Below are 20,250 nucleotides of genomic sequence, written 5' to 3' on the forward strand. Positions count from 1 at the left end.
ATATTACTTGTATAATTATGTATCATAGGAATCATCCTTTTTTGTACAGATTATACCAGAGATTCTAAACAGGTTCTAAGGCAATAGTTTTTCTGTCCTTTTCTTACATATACAAATTCTTGCAACATTAGACAGGGAAACGAAAATAATCAAAGAATATGTTATATAGAAAGAATAAGGAAAAGAGGGAAAAAGATGTGGAAAACTACCGATCTATGTGATGAGTTTGAAAAGGAATTACAAATATGTCGCCAGTTTTTTCGGTCGTTTGGGAAGAAAGAACAGTTTTACGGGAAAATTGCAACGGTAAAGGTGAAGGATGATAATGTACTAGTGAAGGAAGGATTGCAAACACTACCAGAAGGAACGGTATTAGTTGTTGATGGCGGAGCGTCTACGAATTGTGCGTTACTTGGTGATAACTTGGCAGCTATTGCGGAGGAAAGAAAGCTGGCAGGAATTATTGTAAATGGATATGTTCGAGATTCTAGTGAACTAAAGAATATTAATATTGGTATTTTAGCGTTAGGTACAATGCCAAATAGAAGTGTAAAAGAGGGAAAAGGCGAGCGGAATATTTCGTTGCAATTTGGACGAGTAGAATGGAAACCGAATGAATATGTGTATGCGGATGAAGATGGCGTCATTATTAGTGAAAAGAGTTTGCATCGTTAAAGGCTAGTAAGTTACTATTCTTAGAAAATAAATCCGATAAAGCATGGACAAAATTCTTTGTCAATAGTAAAATAATACAGAAATTTAAAATTAACAGAATGTATAGGTTTATCGTTTTACGATAACTGAAATGGAAGTAAGTAGTGCCTAGAAAAGTGAATGTTATCACAATGATACGTTCATAAACAAAATTATTTTTCCTATACAAATATAGCCGCGAATGATGCGGGTCGGAGGTGTTGCACAGTTTGTTCGACACTTACAAAAAAAGAGTGTCAATTGCACGCCCTTGAGGGGCCTTTTTTTGTGTAAATAGTAATAAGGGAGGAAATTTTGGGATGGCAATGTTGAAAAAATGGCTGCTTACGTCGTTAATGGCAGTTACACTTGTATTTGTTTCTTTTGCGAATACAGTACATATTACGTTTGCTGAAGGAAATACAGCAAAACTTGCAATTATTGGTGAATCACAAAAGGGCATTATGTTATGTCCGAAAGAAGAGCAGATTACAGATGGGGAAACAGCTTTAAGTTTGCTGCAAAAAGTCATGGGGGACAAAGTAACAGCAGAGACGATGTCTTTTGGAACGTATGTTAAAGGCATTGATGGTTTAATGGCCGGGGACACAAGTGGCTGGTTGTATGATGTAAATGATAAATCTGCAGAAGTTGGAGCAGATAGTTATAAATTAAATGCTGGAGATGTTGTTGTCTTTCGTTTTGTTGCAGACTGGAGCAATATGAGCCAGGAAACATTACAGCAAACATTAGATAAATTTGGTACGTGTAAAACTGTAGAAGAACCAAAGACAGATGATCCAAAACAAGAAAAACCAGAAGAACCAAAAACGGATGATCCAAAACAAGAAAAACCAGAAGAACCAAAAACAGATGATCCAAAACAAGAAAAACCAGAAGAACCAAAAACAGATGATCCAAAACAAGAAAAACCAGAACAACCAAAGCAAGAGAACGTTCAAATTCCAGCAGCGCAAGTAAATGAAGCGATCTCTAAGACGTCTGAAAAGATGTTACAAGATGGAATTGAAAGTGATTGGGTAGCTTTAGGACTTTCTCGTTCTGGAAAGAACATACCAATTGAGGCGAAATTAAATTATGTTAAGTCTGTAACTGAAAAAGTAGAAAAACGCATTAACCGTTTTTCAGCGACAGATTTAGCTAGAACGATTATTATGATGAATGCAATGCATGCAGACCCTACAAAGGTAGGCGAACATAATTTAGTTCAAAAATTGTACGAATCAGATAAAGTGAATTCTGTTACAGGTTATACATTTGCTTTACTTGCATTTGATACGAAGAAATATGAAGTTCCAGTGAATTCAAAATGGAATCGAGTTGCTTTAGTTGATGCGCTTTTAAACGCACAACATACAGATGGCGGCTGGACTTACGATAGCGCAAGCAGTAAAGACAGTGCTAGTAGCGTTGATGTAACAGGTATGGTTTTATCAGCATTAGCTCCTTATCAAGATCGACCAGATGTGAAGCCAGCTGTAGAAAAAGCTGTTGCCTATTTATATAACGAACAACTAGAAAATGGTGGTTTTTCTGCTGATGGACAAGAGAATTCTAATAGTGTTGCGCAAGCGATTATTGGATTATCACTTGTTAAAGATGCAGATCAACATCGTCTGCATAAGGCAATGCAAAATCTACTATCATACCAACTTCCAAATGGTGAATTCAAATGGTTACCAAGTGATCAAAACGGTAGCGGAATGGCTACAGAGCAAGCATTCTTAGCTTTACTTCAGTTTAAAGACCTTGGGAAATCGATTTATAACTGGTCAAATGTATCGGTTCCTGAAATCGATAAGAAACCAAATGTGGATTCAGAAAATGTTGTAGTAGAAAAAGAAGTTACTGAACAACCACAACCACAAGAACAAAAACAAGTACAAGAAGAAACGAAAGATGACACGCTAAAAGTTGTTGTCGATAATGAACCGGTTAAAAATAAAAAATCCGGAAACGGTAGCACGTTACCACAAACAGGAGCATCTTCTCATAGTGCAGCTACAGAAGTAGGTATGGGTGTATTATGTATTGCTTCTGCATATGTATTATGGAGACGTAAAGCAGCTTAACAAAAATTAGGAGCAATCATTTGCTCCTAATTTTTAATATGAAAGGTGAGAGACAACATGGGTAAGATGAAGTGGTTTATTTCTTTCATGCTTTCACTTGGGCTACTTGCCGGATGTGAAGAGGCAGCTGTAAAGCCTGAGAAGAAAGTAGAACCAAAGCAAGAAGAGGTAGCAAAGCAAGAAGAGAAAAAAGATGAAGTGAAACCGGAAGAAAAGCCGGAAGAAAAACCGGCTGAACAAGAGCAAAAGCAGAAAGAGAAGCAAGAACAAAAAGTAGAAGAGAAGCCAAAAGAAGAAAAGCCACAGGCACAACCGGAAGTAAAGAAAGAAGAGAAACCTCAGGAACAGCCTGCTGTTAATAAACAACCAGAACAACAAAAAGCACAAGAAGAGAAACAACAAGAGCAACTAAAAACGCAAGAAGTAAAAGAAGAAGCGAAGGTTGTGAATCAGCCGAAAGAAACACCGAAGCAGGAGCAGAAGGTTGATCCGAACAAAGAGCAACAAGCAACTGTACCAACGCCACCAACACCGGTACCAGATCCAGTACCGCCAGTGCCAGATCCAGTAATACCAAAACCAAAACAAGTTACTATCTCAGTAAAAGGTAATGAAGGATACTTATTAGGTGCGAAAAAGGTTGATGTACAAGAAGGCGATACAGTTTATAAAGTATTACAACGTACCGGATTAGATGTGGATGCGAGTGGCTCTAAAGGTGATATTTACGTAAAAGGGATTAATGATTTATATGAAAAAGATGTTACAGCTACTAGTGGATGGAAATATCGTGTGAACGGTTCGTTTCCAAATCATAGTGCAGGTGTAGTAACAATTAAACCAGGAGATACAATCGAGTGGGTGTATGTATTAAATTAAGAAAGGCATTCGGTAAAGGACTATGAAAATAAATTTTTCTTCTTTACATCCTTTTGTGAATTTTTTCTATTATATCGGGGTGATGATACTTTGTATGATGTGTCTTCATCCTCTTTTTTTAATTGGAGCAATACTATTAATCGTTATAATAAATATAATGCAAGGGAATAGCGAAAAGATTAGAAAGATGTTACCGAGCACAATCGTTTTCTTTTTTATGGTCATTTTATTTAATTCGTTATTAACGCATAGAGGTCGAACTACGTTATTTTGGTTAGGTGATAGCCGTATTAAGCTTGAGGCGATTATGTTTGGAGTAGTAATGGGGTTATTACTAGTTGCGATTATGTTTACGTTTGCTTCGTATAATGATATTATTTCAAGTCATAAATTTTTATATTTGTTTTCTAGAATTTCACCGAAAGTAGCATTGTTAACGATGATTACAGTGAGGTTTGTTCCTTTGTTTATGAGGCGATTACAGAAAATAACACTCGTCCAAAAAACGAAAGGTGTACAAGTAGATGCAGGTTCAATTGTGGAACGAGTGAAAAATGGTATGCAATTGCTGCAAGTATTATTAATTTGTTCGTTAGAAGATGCGCTGCAAACAGCAGATTCTATGCAAGCTCGTGGATTTGGTGTGACGAAGCGTACGACATATATTCGGTATAGAATGGAAAGACGAGATTGGTATACGCTCAGTTATTTAAGCATTCTACTTATCATTGCTATTGTATGTAGTACGTATGGCGGAGGAAAGTTAATCATTTATCCGAAAGTCGAATCTATTCTATTTCAGCAATACGATGGAATGATGTTCGGAGTATTTACGATGTTTATTAGTTTACCAATTATAATGGAAGGAAGGGAGTGGATATGGTGGCGCATGCAGAAATAAACAATTTATCATTTGTATATGCTGATGAAAACGAATATGCGTTACAGCATATTTCTCTTTCTATTCAAAAAGGAGAGTTTATTACACTTGCTGGAGGATCAGGTTCTGGGAAGACGACTTTATTAAAACATTTTAAAAAAGAGTTACTTCCGATCGGTACACGTTCAGGAGAAATTTTTTATGATGACGTTTTATTAGAGGAAGTACCAGATCTATTATCTGCACAAGAAATTGGTATGGTATTTCAAAATCCGGAAAATCAGCTCGTAATGGATACAGTGATTCAAGAATTAGCATTTTCTTTAGAGAATGTTGGATTACCATCACATATTATTCAAAAACGAATAGCAGAGCTCATTAGTTTCTTAGGATTTCAGGATTTATTGCACCAATCTGTTCATACGTTATCTGGCGGGCAAAAGCAGCTTGTCAATTTAGCGGCTGTACTAGTTATGCAGCCGAAATTATTATTATTGGATGAACCAACGGCGCAGTTAGATCCAATTGCAGCGAAAGAATTTTTAGGATTGTTAAAACGTATTAACGAAGAACTTGGCATTACGATCGTTTTAAGTGAACATCGTTTAGATGAAGTGATACCACTTGCTACGCGCGTTATTTGTATGAATAATGGCCAAATCGTGTATGATGGAAATCCTAAAATGGTTATTGCGAACATGTGGGAAGTTGAAAAGTTCCGTCCATTTATTCCGCAAATTCCAAGATTGTTTTTAGAGTGGAATGTAAGAGATATTCCATTTACAGTGCGAGAAGCGCAAATGAAACTGAATAACTTGTCAGCGATATCATATGTGAATGAGCCAATCAAACAAAGTGAAAAGCACGAAGTTATTTTAAGTGCAGAGCATATTTCGTTTCAATATGAAAAAAATAGTCCACTTATTTTACGAGATTTAACCGTATCGATTGAAAAAGGAAAATGGGTAGCTCTCGTTGGAAAAAATGGTACAGGTAAATCTACACTGTTAACGATTTTAGCGGGATTGCAAAAAGCGAGAAGAGGGAAAGTAAAGTGGAATGGGAAAGTGATACATAAAATTGATTCGAAAGAACGATTTAAAAGGATCGGGTATGTATCGCAGCATCCGTATTATCATTTTACATTTGATACCGTGTGGGAAGAAGTGTATGAACGTGCACGTGAATTATACGGAGAACAAGGAAGAGAAGTAGCAGAAGATATGCTAAAACGGTTTTGGTTGTATTCGCTTAAAGAACGCCATCCGCATGATTGTAGCGGGGGAGAGCAACAACTACTTGCGTTATGTACAACGTTATTATCAAAGCCGACTTTATTATTACTTGATGAACCGACAAAGGGACTAGATCCGTGGAAGAAGGAAAGAGTAGGAGAGCTATTTAGGAAATTGCAAAAAGAAGGTACAACAATTGTAATGGCAACGCATGATATTGAATTTGCAGCGAAATACGTTGATCAATGTATGATGTTATTTGACGGAGCAGTTATTATGAACGATGCACCGAAAGAGTTTTTTAGTGGAAACTTCTTTTATACAACATCTATCAATCGATTCATTCGAAAAGAATTGCCATATGCATTAACGTGGGAGGATGTGTACGAAGCGTGTCCAAGCGATATGTTGCATTCATAATAGGTATTTTTGCAGTTATTATAGGCACATTACTCTTTACTACACTTATCATGGATGGTTATTACATGTTAAGTAGTTTGTTTTTATTAGTTGTTATTATGTTACCTTTCTATATCCGCTTTGAAAGAAAGGTGTTTGTTTCACGTGAAATTGTTCTCGTTGCTGTGTTAGCGGCAATTGCAGCAGTTAGCCGCGTACCATTCTCTATTTTACCAAGCGTACAACCAACTTCTTTTGTCATTATCGTTTCTGCGATTGTGTTTGGGAGTGAAACGGGTTTTATGATCGGTGCAACTGCAGCTATCGTATCTAACATCTTTTTAGGGCAAGGTCCGTGGACGCCGTGGCAAATGTTTTCGTGGGGGATGATTGGTTTTATAGCTGGATTATTACGTAATACATTTTTAATGAAAAAGCTATGGGGAAGACTACTATACGGATTGTTTGTTGGATTTTTATTTGGTTGGATTATGAACTTCTGGGGACTTCTCGGTTTTATACAGGAAGCAACGTGGGAAACAGTTGTCGCATACTATGTTGCAAGTTTTTATTTCGATTTGAGCCATGCGATTTCAAATGTTATTTTCTTACTACTATTTAGTACGTCTTGGATTACAATTCTTACGAGATTCAAAAAGAAATATGGCATATTAGATAAGCATAACATGGCATAGAAAAGCATACTCATATAAGGTAGGGTCGCGACTTACATATTCGTTTGCCTCTTTCATGCTTCTTACATATTGTAAGGAGCATTTTTTATTGTCAAAAAATTGATTCAATATATGTCCGTTATTATATGAAATTATTTGTATAATAGTAGGTGAGAACTATTTTCAAAAGGGAGGTGTATAGTTAATGAAGTTAGTTATTCCGAAGCAACACGGTGCATGGGCCATGCTCGTTATACCATTTCTATTAAGTGTCATACTTGGGAAACCTACTATGTATCATATTCCATTGTTTTTAGCTTGGTTCTTTATCTATTTAGCTACGTATCCATTTCTCACGTACATAAAGCAAAGGCGAAAAAAAGAGTTTTTACATGCTGCAATTGTATACTTTATCATAGCTTTCGTATTTGGGATGATTTCTCTATTATATGAATGGCGTATTCTTTTATTCGTAGCAGTAATGATTCCATTATTTATAGTAAATATGTATTACGCTCGTCAAAAAAATGAAAGAGCATTACTAAATGACATGAGTGCGCTTATTGTTTTCTGTATTGGCGGTTTAGTTAGTTATTATTTTTCAATGAAACTTATAGATAAAACAGCATTATTTATTGCGCTTATTTCATTTTTATATTTTTTAGGAAGTACATTTTATGTGAAAACGATGATACGTGAGAAAAATAACCCAAAGTATCGTTTCATATCATGGGGGTATCATATTCTATTAACAATCATCGTATTTACTATCAATCCGTGGTGCTCTTTTATTTTTATACCGAGTGTCATTCGGGCAATTATGTTGTATGGTAAAAAGATTTCTATTATAAAAGTAGGTATTTTAGAAATTGCTAATTCTGTATATTTTTTAATTATAACGGTAATAATTATGAAGTATGCCATTTGAAAAAGCTTCCCACCTTAGGATGGGAAGCTTTTTCAATCTTGTTCTAAAATGTGAACCGTGTAATCACAACGTTGAATAGCTTGTTCGATCGCATAAAGGGATTGTTCAATACGTGCGCGATTAAAATCTTTTTCCACAGTCTGTAGTGCTGCTTCTAAACAATGTTTTGCTTCTTGTAATGATTGAAATGAATCTTGTACATATCCGCGAGCATTTTCGTGCATTTCATAATCCTCCTTGCATATTCATATATGTATAGTATGAGCAGTAAAGAAGAAAATATTATTTGTTATATTTGTTTGACAATTAAAATGAAATTACGTATAGTAAGAATTAAGTGAATATTTTCTTATCCAGAGAGGTGGAGGGACTGGCCCGATGAAACCCAGCAACCGCGATGCAGGTGCTAATTCCAGCAGAACATATTTGTTCTGGGAGATAAGACGAAGATATATACGTAACTTCTTCTTATCGGAGAGGTTTTTTTGTTGCAAAAAAACCGATTACGAAAATTTATATTAAGAAGAAAGGGGTTGCGAAGTACTGTGACACTCGAAAAATACGTAAAACTGCGTAGTACAGTTTATGAATATATGATAGAGCAAGATAAGCCAATATCATTGTTAGATATTCAAGAACATATCGTTTCGCATCATGAAGGAAAATTCACGAAAAAGATGTTACATCAATTTTACTTATCAAGACTATTAGATGAACTGAAACTGGATGGGAAAATTACATTAGCTGATGAATATCTCTATACTGAAAAAGGGGTATTTTATAAGGCGGGAAAAGGGAGCTAAGCTCTCTTTTTTTTGAAGTATGTAGAGTAAAAGACTGCTTAAGCAGCCTGATACAAGGGAATGGTGTTGAGTGTGTAGTGTCAAAGATTGAATGTGCCTGAAAGAGGCACTTCATATCGGCTGCAAATGAAAAGAGACACCTCCGCCGAATAGGTGTCAGTCGTTTTGTCATATAGACTTGCTATTTGACAGTTATTAGAATAACATGCGCAGGTTATGGAAGTCAAAAGGGAATTAAAGGAAGAGGTGTTGTTATGTACGCTTACTTATTACATGATATAACGAAATGGATTCCTAAGTACATTTTGGATAAAGGTTATGAATATTATGAAGAGGGACATGTAGAAGATGTTGAAATACAAGACAAGAAAATATTTGCTTTCGTTACTGGAAATGCAGGAAACTATGAAGTGATTATTGATCTTGAAGATTTTACAGAAAGTAGCTGCGAATGTCCATATGAAAACTATTGTAAGCATATGGCCGCAGTTGTTTATGATATTCAAGGTGCTGGTGAAAGTACGGTGAAAGAGAAACTGAAAGATTTAGACAAGGAAGAGTTACTTACCGTATTAAATCGTTTATTACAAAGTTCGAAAAACGTGCAAATTGTAGAGAAGATGTTAAAGAAGGAGAAACTTTAACTATAGAGGGAGTTGTTTTGTAGTGAATATACTAATTGTATACGCTCATCCTAGTCCTTCCAGTTTTAACGCGGCGATTTTAAAGCATGTGCAAAAAGGATTACAAGAAACTAATCATTCGGTTACGGTACTTGATTTATATAAGGAGCAATTTGATCCAGTCCTTGTATTTAATGAAGAGAAGAAAAGACGTGATTTAGTAAATGAAGAAGAAACAGCTCGGTACAGAATGTTAGTGGAAGAAGCAGATACGCTTCTCTTTATATATCCAGTATGGTGGTGGGGGATGCCTGCTATTTTAAAAGGGTTTATTGATCGCATTTTCGTTGCTGGTTTTGCTTATAAATATGAAGGGGCTCTGCCGAAAGGCTTATTGAAAGGTAAGAAGGCATGGGTAATTAATACGTTAGATTCACCGTTATGGTACGTCGCATTATTATATCGATCAGCAGATTGGATTATGATGAAAAGAGGGGTTTTACGTTTTTGCGGCATTCGTGATATAAAACGATCTGTTTTTCAATCTGTGAAAACGAGTAAACGAGAGAAGCGGGAAAAGTGGTTATTACAAATGGAAGAAAAGGCTCGTACGTTATGAATGAAATGGAACATATAATAAAGTGTTGCAATTATGATAACGAACTTTTTCGTACATATATTAATTGTTTAATCCAATTGAAGAAATGTAGTGAAATGTTTCAACAAATACAGATTCAATTAAGAAATGATTATTTAATAAGAGGAATCTGTGAAAGAGAAGTTGATGGGGTAATAAGAGGAAGTAAAGAATACGAAACGTATTTTCTTCCCAAAGCGTTACAGTGGAATTTCCTTAAAAACAATCCACATTTAATTGAAAAAGTATGTGTAGATTTTTTTTTCATTTGAGGTATTACATCTTACGGAGATAGGGGCAAGGGTTATAAATTGCATGGGAAATAAATAATTTATTATGTAAAAAAGCTAGTATAAAACTAGCTTTTCGTTTAAATAAATAAGAAACATAGACTAATGATGAATCCTGCATATAGTAAGTTAACAACGCAAAATCCCATAATATCACGAGCACCTAAACCAGCTATCGCTAATGCCGGTAATGCCCAGAAAGGCTGAATTAAATTTGTCCAAGCATCACCCCACGCAATTGCCATTGCTGTTTTTGCAGCAGGTACACCAAGTTCAGCGCCAGCTGGAATCATAATGGGTGCTTGTACAGCCCATTGGCCACCACCAGATGGAACGAAAATATTAACGATGCCAGCACTTAAAAAAGTAAAGAGCGGGAAAGTCGTTTCGTTTGAAATGCTAATAAAGAAATTCGAAATAGCTCCTCCAAGTGAAAGTCCTTCACTATTTGCTCCAATCATCATCCCCATAATTCCAGCATAAAACGGAAATTGAAGTAAAATGCCAGAAGCACTTTTCGTAGAGTCTGAAAAAGCACGAATATATTGAATCGGAGTACGGTGGAAAATAAGTCCAGCAATTAATAACATAAAAATAACGATGTCTAGCGTAAGGTTAAAGCCTTTTGTATAAAAGTAATTGAAAATATAAATGAGACCTAACAATCCAACACAAAGTGTAATAATGATGCTATTTTCCATTTTCTCAGCGAATGTATTGTTTCCTATTTCTTGAGCGGCAGCTTCTTCATGAAATACGCTAGGATCTACCGTTATCGTATGTTTTTCATCTGGGTGCATCGCTTTATTAATGAGAGGCATTGTAACGAGAAAAATAATAACTGGTACAAGTGCGTATGGTGAGAATAGCGTTTCTGTTATTGGAATCGCTTCTTTAATACTTCCTGCTGTCGTTTTAATTAACGTTTCGCCGCCAGTTGCTAACGTAAGCGGAATAGAAGCAGAAAGCCCCGCATGCCAAATGAGAAATCCAGAGTAAGAAGAAGCAATTGCAAGTCTATAATCTAATCCTTCCAGCTGCCTTGCCACTTCTTTTGCATATAAAACAGATACAACAATACCAAATCCCCAGTTTATGTATGCTCCTAGTAAACTTACGATTGAAATAGCAATAATACCTTGTCCATTCGTTTTCGGTAACCGTGCAGCTCTCGTTAATCCTTTTTTAATAAGAGGTGCGTTTGCTAAAGCAGAGCCTGTCACGAGTACAAGTGCCATTTGCATAGAAAAGGCGAGTAGTCCCCAAATTCCATTACCCCAGTGATTAATCATTTCCACAGGTGTTTGGTGCGTTGCAAACATGCCGAAGAAAATAACAAAAACAGTTAATAAACATGATAAAATAAACGGTTCTGGCAAGAAGCGTTGCACTAAGGCGACGCAACCATTTGTAAAAGAACGAAACAAAATAAACCAACCTCCTTATGTATATGTATTACAATTATTCGAGGTTGTTTTTTGGATCACCTTCAAAATATAGAAAATTCAGATATTTAAAGTGGTTTTCATTTGTAGATAGGTATTATACGAAGTTGGATAGAGGGAATAAGAGTTGTTACTAAAAAGGGTACTTTTGAACAATTGTGATGAGGCGAGGGGATTTTCAAATCTGGAGTAATATAATTGATTCAAATAAAACACCCCAACAAGAAAAAGCTTCCACTATTGTGGAAGCTTCTCTAAATGATGTGCAATATCAATATACATATTTGAGTAAACTGAATGGATTTCATTACTTGGTGTAGCGTTAGAAGAGAAGTGGACAATGATCAAATTTGCTGTCGGATCGATGTAAAGGGTTTGTCCGTAACTACCTAACACTTCAAAAGCATCTTGTTCATTGTGCGGAATCCACCATTGATTATGATAAGAAATGGAAGCTCCAGGGCCAACTGCAAGTTCACCTTCTTGAACATTTTTTATATCTTCAGAAATAGAAGAAGGGAGAATTTGTTTTCCGTTATATTCCCCGTTGTTTAATAGTAATTGCCCGAATCTCGCCATATCTCTAGCAGTTGCATTTAAGCCTGCGCTTGCTTGTTCTACTTTTGTTTCATCTGTAACGTAATACGCGTTTTCTTCCATACCAATTTGAGACCATATTCGTTCGCTAACATTTTCCGCCAATGATTTACCAGTGATCGATCGAATCACCCAAGCGAGTGTTTCAGCTGATCCGTTATCGTAAGAAAAATCGGAACCAGGCGGTGCAGTTTCTTCTACTTCTCGTAACATATCATAAATTTTCATCGGGCCGTCGTAGTTTTTACCTCGAGGCAAAATATTGCTCGCTAAATATAGTTGTGCATCTTGATTTTCTAACGCTGGATGTTCATATCCGTGAGTAGGATATTCTACAGAAACTTGCATGTCCATTAATTGCTGTAGTGTGGCATTACCGAACGGTGTATTTTTTAATTCTTTTATATATGTGTCAGCTGTTTTTTCTAAGTCAATACGTTTTTCTTCAGCGAGAGATTGTATCATTGCCCCGGTAAAGACCTTCGCTAATGATGCCATGCCATGAGGTTCGCTCTCTTTATATCCATTGAAATATCGTTCATATACAAGTTGTCCATTGTGTACAACGACAAAAGCATCCGTTTTATTATCGTCTAAAAGTTTTTTTAGAGGAGTCGTTCCAAATCTACGCTCTACAGCAAAATCGTCTAAGTTTTGCAATGCAGTAGAGAAGTGGGATACTTGATCCGGGTTATTTTTCACCTCGTTAATTAAAGTGAATTCTTTCATATGTGTATACGACCAACGTAAGTACGGGTCATCTAACCAATTTTTCTTCGTCACGTTATTTTTCGAGGGGATTGTTTTATTATGTTTGAAGTATGTAAAACCGAGCCCTGTAATTACAAATATAAATGTGATTATGAGTAAGAGTAGGGGAGATTTTTTAAGTTTCATAGAGGTCCCTCCTTTTTATTTCTACTATTAGTATACGCGTCTGTTGAAAGAAATACAAAATAAGGAAAGTAAACGGGGAAGTTTACTTTCCTTATTCATGTTAAGCGGAAACTTTTCCATCTGTATGTTGTTTCTTGTATTTTTGTTTTCGTCCGTGTAATCCATAATAGAGAAGTAAAGTGAATGCAACGATAATAGCTGCGATAAAATACATATTATGGTAACTTGATTTCGCTGCGACGATACCTAAAATGAAAGAACCAAAACCGAGACCACTATCAAAGAATGAGAAGTACGTAGCTGTCGCAGAACCACGTCGATGGTTTGCAGCGGCAGAGATCGCAATCGTTTGGAAACTTGGAATTAATGTTCCATAACCTAAACCGATTAACATACCTGCACCAAGGAACCAAAACGGAGTTTGCGCTTGGCTTAAAATGAACATCCCAATTGTGAAAATAATAATAGCTGGGTAAACAAGTACATTTTCACCGAAGCGATCAAAAATCTTTCCTGTAAATGGACGAGAAATTACAACAACGAGTGCATATAAAATAAAGAAGTAACTAGCAACTTCTCCTAAGCCGAGCTCTTTCGCATAAATAGGAATAAAGGATAAAATACCACTATAAGAAAAGGCTAAAACAAATCCTGTTAGAGCGATCGGAATAGAGGCTGGTTCAATTAAGTCCTTCCATTTCATTTTTTCTCGTTTTTGTTTGCTCACTGGTACTTCATGCGGAATATTTACAAGTAGTCCTAATAAAAATGCAAGCAATGAAAATACGGAACAAACGATAAATAGTACAGTAAATGAAAAATGTGAAATAATAGTTAAACCTAAAAAAGGACCAATTACCATCGGCAAACTCATAAATACGCCGAAATAGGCAAGTGCTTCGCCTCGTCTGTGAGCTGGTGCAACATCAGTTACAATTGTTCCTGTGGCTGTTGTCGCCATACCGAACCCAATACCATGTAAGAAGCGAAGGGCAAGTAATAAAAATAAACTTTGCGCACCGAAATACATAACGGTAGCAGCTAAAAATAATGAAAGTGAAATAAATAAAATTTTCTTTCTCCCTAATTCATCGAGCCATTTTCCTGTAAATGGTCTACATAAAACAGATGAAATAAGAAAAACAGTTGCAACTAAACCAATTTCCTCAGGTTTTCCTTTTAGGCCGTCTATTACATAGATAGGTAAAGTAGTCATAAGCATATAGAATGTTAAGAAGAGAAATAGACTACTAAAACAAGTTCCGAGGAAATCCTTCGTCCAAAGTTTCTCACTTTGCATCGTCATCCCTCCAATTTAATCTAAGTTTTTAATGATTTGTTGTAACACTTGAAATGCTTGATGTAACTCATCTTCGTTAATACTTTCTAGTGTCTTTTCTTCAAAAGTATCAACTTCTTCTTGCCATATCGGAATCATTTTTATCGCTGTTTCTGATAAAGAAATGAGCTTCTCACGGCGATCTTTTCCTTCAGTACGAATAATCCACCCCATCGTCTCCATACGTGTTAACGTACGAGTCATCGTTGGTGATTCAACATTTAAATACTGACATAATTCTGTTTGCGTACAAGAACCGGTTTGATTAATGCGGAAAATAACAGCCCATTGCGCACTAAATAGCCCAGTTGGAGATACGCGTTCATTAAATTTCTTTGTGAATTTTCGAGAAGTCTGGCTGACAATGTGAAAAAAATGTTGTTTTTCGTCCATATAGTTAGATCCTTTCAAATTAGTTACCTAGCTAACTATATACTTTTTTATTATAATTGTCTAGTAATAGACATGTTGATTTATGTAAAAATTTCGTATAAGCTTTATATTGAGAACATACATTCTATATGCTATTCTTTAAGTAAGTAAAGAATTTTCTTTCTATTAAAAAGAATGGGGGAACTTGTGATGATTAAGCCTGCAACAATGGAGTTTGTTTCACTATCAAACGGAGAAACGATTGCGTATCAGGAAGTTGGAAGGCAAAATACAGAAATTCTTGTACTCATTCACGGGAACATGACATCGTCACAACACTGGGATTTAGTTATTGAAAAGCTGCAAGATCAATACCATATTTACGCTCTTGATTTAAGAGGATTTGGCCAATCAACATATAATCAATCGATAGATTCATTACAAGATTTTGCAAGAGATGTAAAACTATTTATTGATCAATTAAAACTAGAGAAATTTTCATTAATGGGCTGGTCAATGGGCGGTGGCGTTGCGATGCAATTTACAGCGAATCATCCAACGTTTGTCGAAAAGTTAATTTTAGTAGAATCAGTAGGTATGAAGGGATATCCAATTTTTAAAAAAGATATTAACGGGCAGCCAATCGTATCAAGTTTAGTAAAGACGAAGGAAGAGGTTGCACAAGATCCCGTACAAATAGCTCCAGTGCTAGATGCGATAAGAAATATGAATAAATTATATTACCGTACAGTATGGAATTTATTAATATATACACATAATCAACCTGAACCGGATCGTTATGAAAAGTATTTAGACGACATGTTAACGCAGCGTAATTTCGTAGATGTAAATTATGCGCTCATTACATTTAATATTTCGGATGAACATAACGGGGTTATAGAGGGAAATAAACAAATTCATCATATTAAAGCTCCAACACTCGTCATACAAGGCGACAGAGATTACGTCGTACCACAAGTAGTCGGTGAGGAATTAGCAAAACATTTGCCAAATGCGGAGTTGAAGATATTAGAAGATTGCGGACACTCACCGTTTATAGATTGCTTAGATGTTTTTATAAAACATGTTGAGGATTGGTTAGAATAGAAATAATCCCCGAAAGTAAAAGTCTTGCATATACTATAACATTTGTATGCAAAAGGGGAGAATATCAATGCATCACCCATTTTTAGTCGCGTATTCGCCATATAATCATTATGCATATACAAAAATGGTGATAGATCCGCTGTATATGCAAGTTTCACCAGTTGTAGTTCCTTTACAAATGCAACATACGCAGCCACCAATTGCTAGTGCACAGCAATACTTATATGGATCATCATTTTATGGGAATCCATATTATAAGCACTTTCATCACAATGTGAAAGCACAAGTTTGGGAAGGATAAGAAGCTAAAAGATTCATTCTTTTAGCTTCTTTTTAATTGTGAATATTCGTACACGCATTTGAAGAAACAGTTTATAATGAAAAGGGGAAAGTGCGAGAAGGAGAGGGAAGAGGATGTCGATGCGTTTTACTTTTTGGATTATGGTTGGAATTGTAGCGATCTCAGGTTTGTCACAAGGGATGCTATTACCGGCCATTGCAATGATTTTTGAACAAGAAGGGGTTAGTTCAAGTATAAATGGTATTCATGCGACGGCATTATATATTGGGATATTAGTTATTTCACCGTTTCTTGAAAAACCGATGCAAAAGTTTGGAATGAAGCCAATTATCGTTATTGGTGGGTTTCTCGTTATTATTTCATTATTCTTCTTTACACAAACTTTTTCATTTTGGGTATGGTTTATTCTTAGATTTCTAGTTGGAGTCGGAGATCATATGCTTCATGTCGGAACACAAACATGGATTACGACAACATCAGACCCGAGTAAAATTGGTAGACAAGTATCGATATACGGTGTATTCTTCGGAATTGGTTTTGCTGTTGGCCCGTATTTAGCAAGCACTGTTCAGTACGGTCTTGCAACACCATTTATTATATCTACTATACTTTGCTTAATAGGTTGGCTTTTACTACTGCCAACGAAAAATGCATTCCCAGCGCAAGATGAAAGAGAAGTGAAGAGTGAATCATCATTTTCTCGTTATAAACAAGTTGTTGGATTAGGATGGATTGCGTTACTAGGACCACTTGCATATGGCGTACTGGAAGCGATGTTAAATAGTAACTTACCAGTATATGCGCTTCGTAAAGGATGGTCTGTTTCAGATGTATCCTTTTTATTACCAGCGTTTGCAGTTGGGGGCATTATTACACAAATTCCACTTGGTATATTAAGTGATAAATACGGAAGAGATCGTATTTTAACGTGGACGTTCAGCGTAAGTACGGGCATTTTCCTACTCGCAGCAGTATTTGATCAATATTACTGGATCGTCTTTGCTTGTATGCTGTTAGCTGGTATGGTCATTGGATCGTGCTTCTCATTAGGTCTTGGATTTATGACAGATTTATTACCGAGACACTTACTACCAGCGGGTAATATATTATCTGGAATCGCCTTTAGTTTAGGAAGTATACTGGGGCCTGTATTAGGAGGCGTATTTATAGAAAAAATACAGTATACAAGCTTTTTTATTGCGGTTATGATTATAATGGGAATTCTCGCAATGGTATATATGGTCTACATGAAGAATCAATTCGCATCAAGAAAAATAGAAAGTAGGTTAGGGCATGACAAAACAACCTAATAAAAAGAAATTTGAAGTACTCGAAAATGAAACAATTACAGACTGCTTAGCACGTATGGAACAAGAAGGCTACGCACCATCACGTCGCATGGAAGAGCCAATCTTTCATGAAGTGAAGAAAAACGGCAAAACAGAAGTTGAACCGTGCGGTAGAAAGATTGTTTTTGAGGGGAAATTGAAGTAATCTAATAAAAGTTCTTCTTTGTGGTATAGAGCCCTCCAAATCGTTTGAGTTGGAGGGTTTGTTTAAATTGGACGGAGAAAAGATTGCTACTTTTTCCGTATATTGCTAAAATAAGTTCTTGGGGCTTACTTGTTGTTAACGGTATAATAATTGTCGCTCAACTTAAAGAAATTAGTTACACAGATTTCGCACTAACTAAAGAGGGGACGGCAGCAATCCCTTATTTTTGGAACCACTCATAAACGTAAAGTAAGAGGGGAGGATACATGAACTATTCGCCTCTCTTGTTTAGATTAACCAGCTATTACAATTGGAACTGGTATATCAAATTCAACATCCTATTGGATAATGTTTTTATAGCTATCTATTCATGCTGATAGAAATAATAGATTGTTAGAAAGTGAAAAAGATTATCCGTATATTCCGAAGCAAATTTAATAGAGTGTTTTCAAAAATTAAGTGTAAAACCAAAATACGCTGTTTTAAAAGTTATTTGTTAGAATTGGTTATTAGTAATAAGACAGAAAAGAGGATTACATGTTAGATAATTTACAGAGAAATAAAAAGTTTTTTTTATTATGTTTTATTTTTTTATTGATTTTAACCGCTTGTGACAATACAGATATTAAGACATCTAAAGCTTCATTACCACCGGCTCAATCAAAGGCAGATAAATCATTAAAAACACCCAATTGGGTCGATAAAAGTCCTATTCAAAAATCCCCTAATTTTATTGAAGATAAAAAAGTAAAATCGGTAGTGAATTTAATAGCAACGGGTGATAATTTATATCATGACGCAGTAATTAAAGATGGCAAACAAAAAGATGGTTCATATGATTATAATTATATTTATAAAAATATAAAAAAAGCTGTTCAATCAAGTGATCTTGCTATTGTGAACCAGGAGACTCCAATTGCAGGAAATCATCTAAAAGTACAGGGATATCCTACTTTCAATACACCTGAAGAAGTAGGTCAATCTTTAGTGGACACTGGATTCAATATAGTGACTCAAGCGACAAATCACACTATGGATATGGGTATTAAAGGTGTGATGAATACAAGAGAATACTGGAAGAAATATCAGGATGTTATCCCAGTAGGCATTAATGAGAGTCAAAATGAACGCAATGAAATAAAAACGATTACCAAAAATGGTATTCGCTTTGGGCTACTTAATTATACATATGGTACGAATGGGAATAAAATTCCAGGTGATAAGTCTTGGGCATTAAATTTAATTGATAAAAAAGCGATACAAAATGATGTGGAAAAGGCAAAGAATAATTCTGATATGGTGATTGTTATGGTGCATTGGGGAGTAGAATATACCTTTACGCCTTCAAAGCAACAAAAAGAAATTGCTCAATATTTAACAGATTTAGGCGTAGATGTAGTAATTGGAAATCATCCACATGTAATCCAACCAATTGAGTGGAAAGAAAATAAAGATGGACATCAGACGCTAATCTATTATTCTCTTGGAAATCTTATTTCTGCTCAAGAAAAATTAGAAACATTGATTGGAGGACTATCATATATACAATTTGTTAAGTATGAAGATGAAACTTTTGGTATACGACAAGCTGCAGTTGTACCGACAGTAACCGACTATGCTGATGATAAGAAGCATTTTAAAATTCAATTTTTAAAAGATTATTCAGATGAAAATTCTAAAAAACATGGGGTTAAAGAATTTGTCGGTCCTGTTTCTTTGAAGGATTTTAAGGATATTCCTAAAGAAGTGTTGGGAAATTGGTATAAAGACTAATAAACAAAAAGGGAATGAGATACAATTAAAAAAATTATAATTTTAGCATTGGTATTGGCATTGGGATCGAGCTTTGCTGCTTGTAGTGGAAAACAAACATCTCAGGAAACTACTAATCATAATGATAAAAATAAAGTTGATATAAAAGCGAATAAAAAAGATGCTTTACCTATTTCTGATCTTAATGATTGGAGAATTATTCTTGTAAATAGAGAACATATGTTATCAAAGGAACTAGGGATTGAATTAACAAGTATCACCCAAAATGCTAAGCCAAATATGAAAATAGATAGCAGAATTGCAACTTCCTATCAGGATATGGTAACAGCTGCAAAAAAAGAGGGCATTAACCTTTATTTAAGGTCAGGTTATCGAGCTATAAAATTACAACAAACTTATTATGATGCTTCAGTTAAAAGCTATAAATCTCAAGGTTTGTCGGATACAGAGGCTAGTGCTAAGGCATTGGAATATCTTCAGTATCCTGGCGCAAGTGAACATCATACTGGATTAGCGTTAGACATTATTTCAGTTGAATGGCAGAATACTGTAGAAGACTTAAATGCAAAGTTTGAAACTACCGATGCATTTAAATGGTTAGATAAGAATGCTGCAGAGTATGGTTTTATTCTTCGCTATCCAAAAGATAAAGAGGGGATTACTGGAATTAAGTATGAGCCATGGCACTATCGTTATGTAGGAAAAGAAGTTGCTATATATCTAAAAGAAAAGAGATTAACTTTAGAAGAGTATTTCGAAAAAATTAAGTCCGACAAATAAAAGTACACTTT

The 20,250-nt window shown here is 35.4% G+C and carries 21 protein-coding genes, 1 pseudogene and 1 riboswitch; of the genes and pseudogenes, 17 read left to right on the forward strand and 5 right to left on the reverse strand.

The features are described 5' to 3' along the window. Window positions 1-195: 195 nt before the first annotated feature. The 7 genes from rraA (at window position 196) to PDL00_RS26715 (ending at window position 7,781) form a co-directional block, all read left to right on the forward strand. Window positions 196-675: a ribonuclease E activity regulator RraA gene (rraA, locus tag PDL00_RS26685; RefSeq protein ID WP_270732340.1), complete on the forward strand. Its 480-nt coding sequence runs from the start codon at window positions 196-198 to the stop codon at window positions 673-675. A gap of 338 nt (window positions 676-1,013) precedes the next feature. Then, window positions 1,014-2,786, forward strand: coding sequence for a DUF4430 domain-containing protein (locus PDL00_RS26690; RefSeq protein WP_270732343.1), 1,773 nt, complete (start codon window positions 1,014-1,016; stop codon window positions 2,784-2,786). Between the two features lie 57 nt (window positions 2,787-2,843). Further along, window positions 2,844-3,665 (forward strand): DUF4430 domain-containing protein, encoded by an 822-nt coding sequence (locus PDL00_RS26695; RefSeq protein ID WP_242254215.1) that lies wholly within the window; start codon window positions 2,844-2,846, stop codon window positions 3,663-3,665. Window positions 3,666-3,687: 22 nt separating this feature from the next. Beyond that, window positions 3,688-4,566: an energy-coupling factor transporter transmembrane component T gene (locus PDL00_RS26700; RefSeq protein ID WP_242254216.1), complete on the forward strand. Its 879-nt coding sequence runs from the start codon at window positions 3,688-3,690 to the stop codon at window positions 4,564-4,566. Beyond that, window positions 4,539-6,200, forward strand: coding sequence for an ABC transporter ATP-binding protein (locus PDL00_RS26705; protein WP_270732346.1), 1,662 nt, complete (start codon window positions 4,539-4,541; stop codon window positions 6,198-6,200). The genes PDL00_RS26700 and PDL00_RS26705 overlap by 28 nt, the downstream gene beginning before the upstream one ends. Beyond that, window positions 6,173-6,874, forward strand: coding sequence for an ECF transporter S component (locus tag PDL00_RS26710; protein WP_270732348.1), 702 nt, complete (start codon window positions 6,173-6,175; stop codon window positions 6,872-6,874). Before PDL00_RS26705 ends, PDL00_RS26710 begins: the two co-directional genes overlap by 28 nt. Before the next feature lie 184 nt (window positions 6,875-7,058). After that, window positions 7,059-7,781 carry a YwiC-like family protein gene (locus PDL00_RS26715; RefSeq protein WP_270732350.1) on the forward strand — a complete coding sequence of 241 codons (723 nt, stop codon included), beginning with the start codon at window positions 7,059-7,061 and terminating at the stop codon, window positions 7,779-7,781. 32 nt (window positions 7,782-7,813) lie between these two features. Here PDL00_RS26715 and PDL00_RS26720 read toward each other — a convergent pair whose 3' ends face one another. Continuing rightward, window positions 7,814-8,005 carry a hypothetical protein gene (locus PDL00_RS26720; RefSeq protein WP_000544998.1) on the reverse strand — a complete coding sequence of 64 codons (192 nt, stop codon included), beginning with the start codon at window positions 8,003-8,005 and terminating at the stop codon, window positions 7,814-7,816. Between the two features lie 122 nt (window positions 8,006-8,127). Continuing rightward, window positions 8,128-8,226: riboswitch (SAM riboswitch) on the forward strand. A gap of 40 nt (window positions 8,227-8,266) precedes the next feature. Here PDL00_RS26720 and PDL00_RS26725 point away from each other — a divergent pair. From PDL00_RS26725 to PDL00_RS26740, 4 genes and pseudogenes are all read left to right on the forward strand, one after another. Continuing rightward, window positions 8,267-8,584 carry a hypothetical protein gene (locus PDL00_RS26725; protein WP_002096439.1) on the forward strand — a complete coding sequence of 106 codons (318 nt, stop codon included), beginning with the start codon at window positions 8,267-8,269 and terminating at the stop codon, window positions 8,582-8,584. A 254-nt stretch (window positions 8,585-8,838) separates the two neighbouring features. After that, window positions 8,839-9,228 (forward strand): SWIM zinc finger family protein, encoded by a 390-nt coding sequence (locus PDL00_RS26730; protein WP_242254220.1) that lies wholly within the window; start codon window positions 8,839-8,841, stop codon window positions 9,226-9,228. 22 nt (window positions 9,229-9,250) lie between these two features. Next, a complete protein-coding gene (locus PDL00_RS26735) occupies window positions 9,251-9,826 on the forward strand; it encodes an NAD(P)H-dependent oxidoreductase (protein WP_270732360.1) in 576 nt (191 codons plus the stop codon). Next, window positions 9,823-10,174 (forward strand): annotated as a pseudogene (locus PDL00_RS26740) (group-specific protein). The gene PDL00_RS26735 and the pseudogene PDL00_RS26740 overlap by 4 nt, the downstream one beginning before the upstream one ends. Before the next feature lie 40 nt (window positions 10,175-10,214). Here the strand turns inward: PDL00_RS26740 and PDL00_RS26745 are convergent. The 4 genes from PDL00_RS26745 to PDL00_RS26760 form a co-directional block, all read right to left on the reverse strand. Then, a complete protein-coding gene (locus PDL00_RS26745) occupies window positions 10,215-11,561 on the reverse strand; it encodes a short-chain fatty acid transporter (RefSeq protein ID WP_270732362.1) in 1,347 nt (448 codons plus the stop codon). Window positions 11,562-11,816: 255 nt separating this feature from the next. Next, window positions 11,817-13,073, reverse strand: coding sequence for a serine hydrolase domain-containing protein (locus PDL00_RS26750; RefSeq protein ID WP_242254225.1), 1,257 nt, complete (start codon window positions 13,071-13,073; stop codon window positions 11,817-11,819). Window positions 13,074-13,173: 100 nt separating this feature from the next. After that, on the reverse strand, window positions 13,174-14,373 hold the full coding sequence (locus PDL00_RS26755) for an MFS transporter (RefSeq protein ID WP_270732365.1): 1,200 nt from the start codon (window positions 14,371-14,373) through the stop codon (window positions 13,174-13,176). Window positions 14,374-14,388: 15 nt separating this feature from the next. Further along, on the reverse strand, window positions 14,389-14,805 hold the full coding sequence (locus tag PDL00_RS26760; RefSeq protein WP_242254229.1) for a MarR family winged helix-turn-helix transcriptional regulator: 417 nt from the start codon (window positions 14,803-14,805) through the stop codon (window positions 14,389-14,391). A 174-nt stretch (window positions 14,806-14,979) separates the two neighbouring features. Here PDL00_RS26760 and phaZ point away from each other — a divergent pair, with 174 nt between their 5' ends. From phaZ to PDL00_RS26790, 6 genes are all read left to right on the forward strand, one after another. Next, complete coding sequence (phaZ, locus tag PDL00_RS26765) at window positions 14,980-15,891, forward strand: intracellular short-chain-length polyhydroxyalkanoate depolymerase (RefSeq protein WP_270732368.1); 912 nt, start codon at window positions 14,980-14,982, stop codon at window positions 15,889-15,891. A gap of 67 nt (window positions 15,892-15,958) precedes the next feature. Next, window positions 15,959-16,192, forward strand: a complete 234-nt coding sequence (locus PDL00_RS26770) for a hypothetical protein (RefSeq protein WP_242254233.1) — start codon at window positions 15,959-15,961, stop codon at window positions 16,190-16,192. Between the two features lie 113 nt (window positions 16,193-16,305). Further along, on the forward strand, window positions 16,306-17,502 hold the full coding sequence (locus tag PDL00_RS26775) for an MFS transporter (protein ID WP_242254235.1): 1,197 nt from the start codon (window positions 16,306-16,308) through the stop codon (window positions 17,500-17,502). Then, a complete protein-coding gene (locus tag PDL00_RS26780; RefSeq protein WP_000166305.1) occupies window positions 17,486-17,686 on the forward strand; it encodes an NETI motif-containing protein in 201 nt (66 codons plus the stop codon). Before PDL00_RS26775 ends, PDL00_RS26780 begins: the two co-directional genes overlap by 17 nt. 537 nt (window positions 17,687-18,223) lie before the next feature. Further along, window positions 18,224-19,459, forward strand: coding sequence for a CapA family protein (locus tag PDL00_RS26785; RefSeq protein WP_242254236.1), 1,236 nt, complete (start codon window positions 18,224-18,226; stop codon window positions 19,457-19,459). 48 nt (window positions 19,460-19,507) lie between these two features. Beyond that, on the forward strand, window positions 19,508-20,239 hold the full coding sequence (locus tag PDL00_RS26790; RefSeq protein ID WP_270732371.1) for a M15 family metallopeptidase: 732 nt from the start codon (window positions 19,508-19,510) through the stop codon (window positions 20,237-20,239). The last annotated feature ends 11 nt before the right edge of the window (window positions 20,240-20,250 follow it).

It is taken from the genome of Bacillus cereus group sp. TH152-1LC (genome assembly GCF_027710505.1).
GTDB lineage: Bacteria > Bacillota > Bacilli > Bacillales > Bacillaceae_G > Bacillus_A > Bacillus_A mobilis.

Bases quoted from the DNA above. Each gene is read 5' to 3' on its own strand.
- PDL00_RS26750 (WP_242254225.1), bottom strand. From the start codon at position 13,073: ATGAAACTTAAAAAATCTCCCCTACTCTTACTCATAATCACATTTATA.
- PDL00_RS26700 (WP_242254216.1), top strand. From the start codon at position 3,688: ATGAAAATAAATTTTTCTTCTTTACATCCTTTTGTGAATTTTTTCTAT.
- PDL00_RS26775 (WP_242254235.1), top strand. From the start codon at position 16,306: ATGTCGATGCGTTTTACTTTTTGGATTATGGTTGGAATTGTAGCGATC.
- PDL00_RS26695 (WP_242254215.1), top strand. From the start codon at position 2,844: ATGGGTAAGATGAAGTGGTTTATTTCTTTCATGCTTTCACTTGGGCTA.
- PDL00_RS26720 (WP_000544998.1), bottom strand. From the start codon at position 8,005: ATGCACGAAAATGCTCGCGGATATGTACAAGATTCATTTCAATCATTA.
- PDL00_RS26690 (WP_270732343.1), top strand. From the start codon at position 1,014: ATGGCAATGTTGAAAAAATGGCTGCTTACGTCGTTAATGGCAGTTACA.
- rraA (WP_270732340.1), top strand. From the start codon at position 196: ATGTGGAAAACTACCGATCTATGTGATGAGTTTGAAAAGGAATTACAA.
- PDL00_RS26770 (WP_242254233.1), top strand. From the start codon at position 15,959: ATGCATCACCCATTTTTAGTCGCGTATTCGCCATATAATCATTATGCA.
- PDL00_RS26785 (WP_242254236.1), top strand. From the start codon at position 18,224: ATGTTAGATAATTTACAGAGAAATAAAAAGTTTTTTTTATTATGTTTT.
- PDL00_RS26715 (WP_270732350.1), top strand. From the start codon at position 7,059: ATGAAGTTAGTTATTCCGAAGCAACACGGTGCATGGGCCATGCTCGTT.
- phaZ (WP_270732368.1), top strand. From the start codon at position 14,980: ATGGGGGAACTTGTGATGATTAAGCCTGCAACAATGGAGTTTGTTTCA.
- PDL00_RS26760 (WP_242254229.1), bottom strand. From the start codon at position 14,805: ATGGACGAAAAACAACATTTTTTTCACATTGTCAGCCAGACTTCTCGA.
- PDL00_RS26730 (WP_242254220.1), top strand. From the start codon at position 8,839: ATGTACGCTTACTTATTACATGATATAACGAAATGGATTCCTAAGTAC.
- PDL00_RS26780 (WP_000166305.1), top strand. From the start codon at position 17,486: ATGACAAAACAACCTAATAAAAAGAAATTTGAAGTACTCGAAAATGAA.
- PDL00_RS26755 (WP_270732365.1), bottom strand. From the start codon at position 14,373: ATGCAAAGTGAGAAACTTTGGACGAAGGATTTCCTCGGAACTTGTTTT.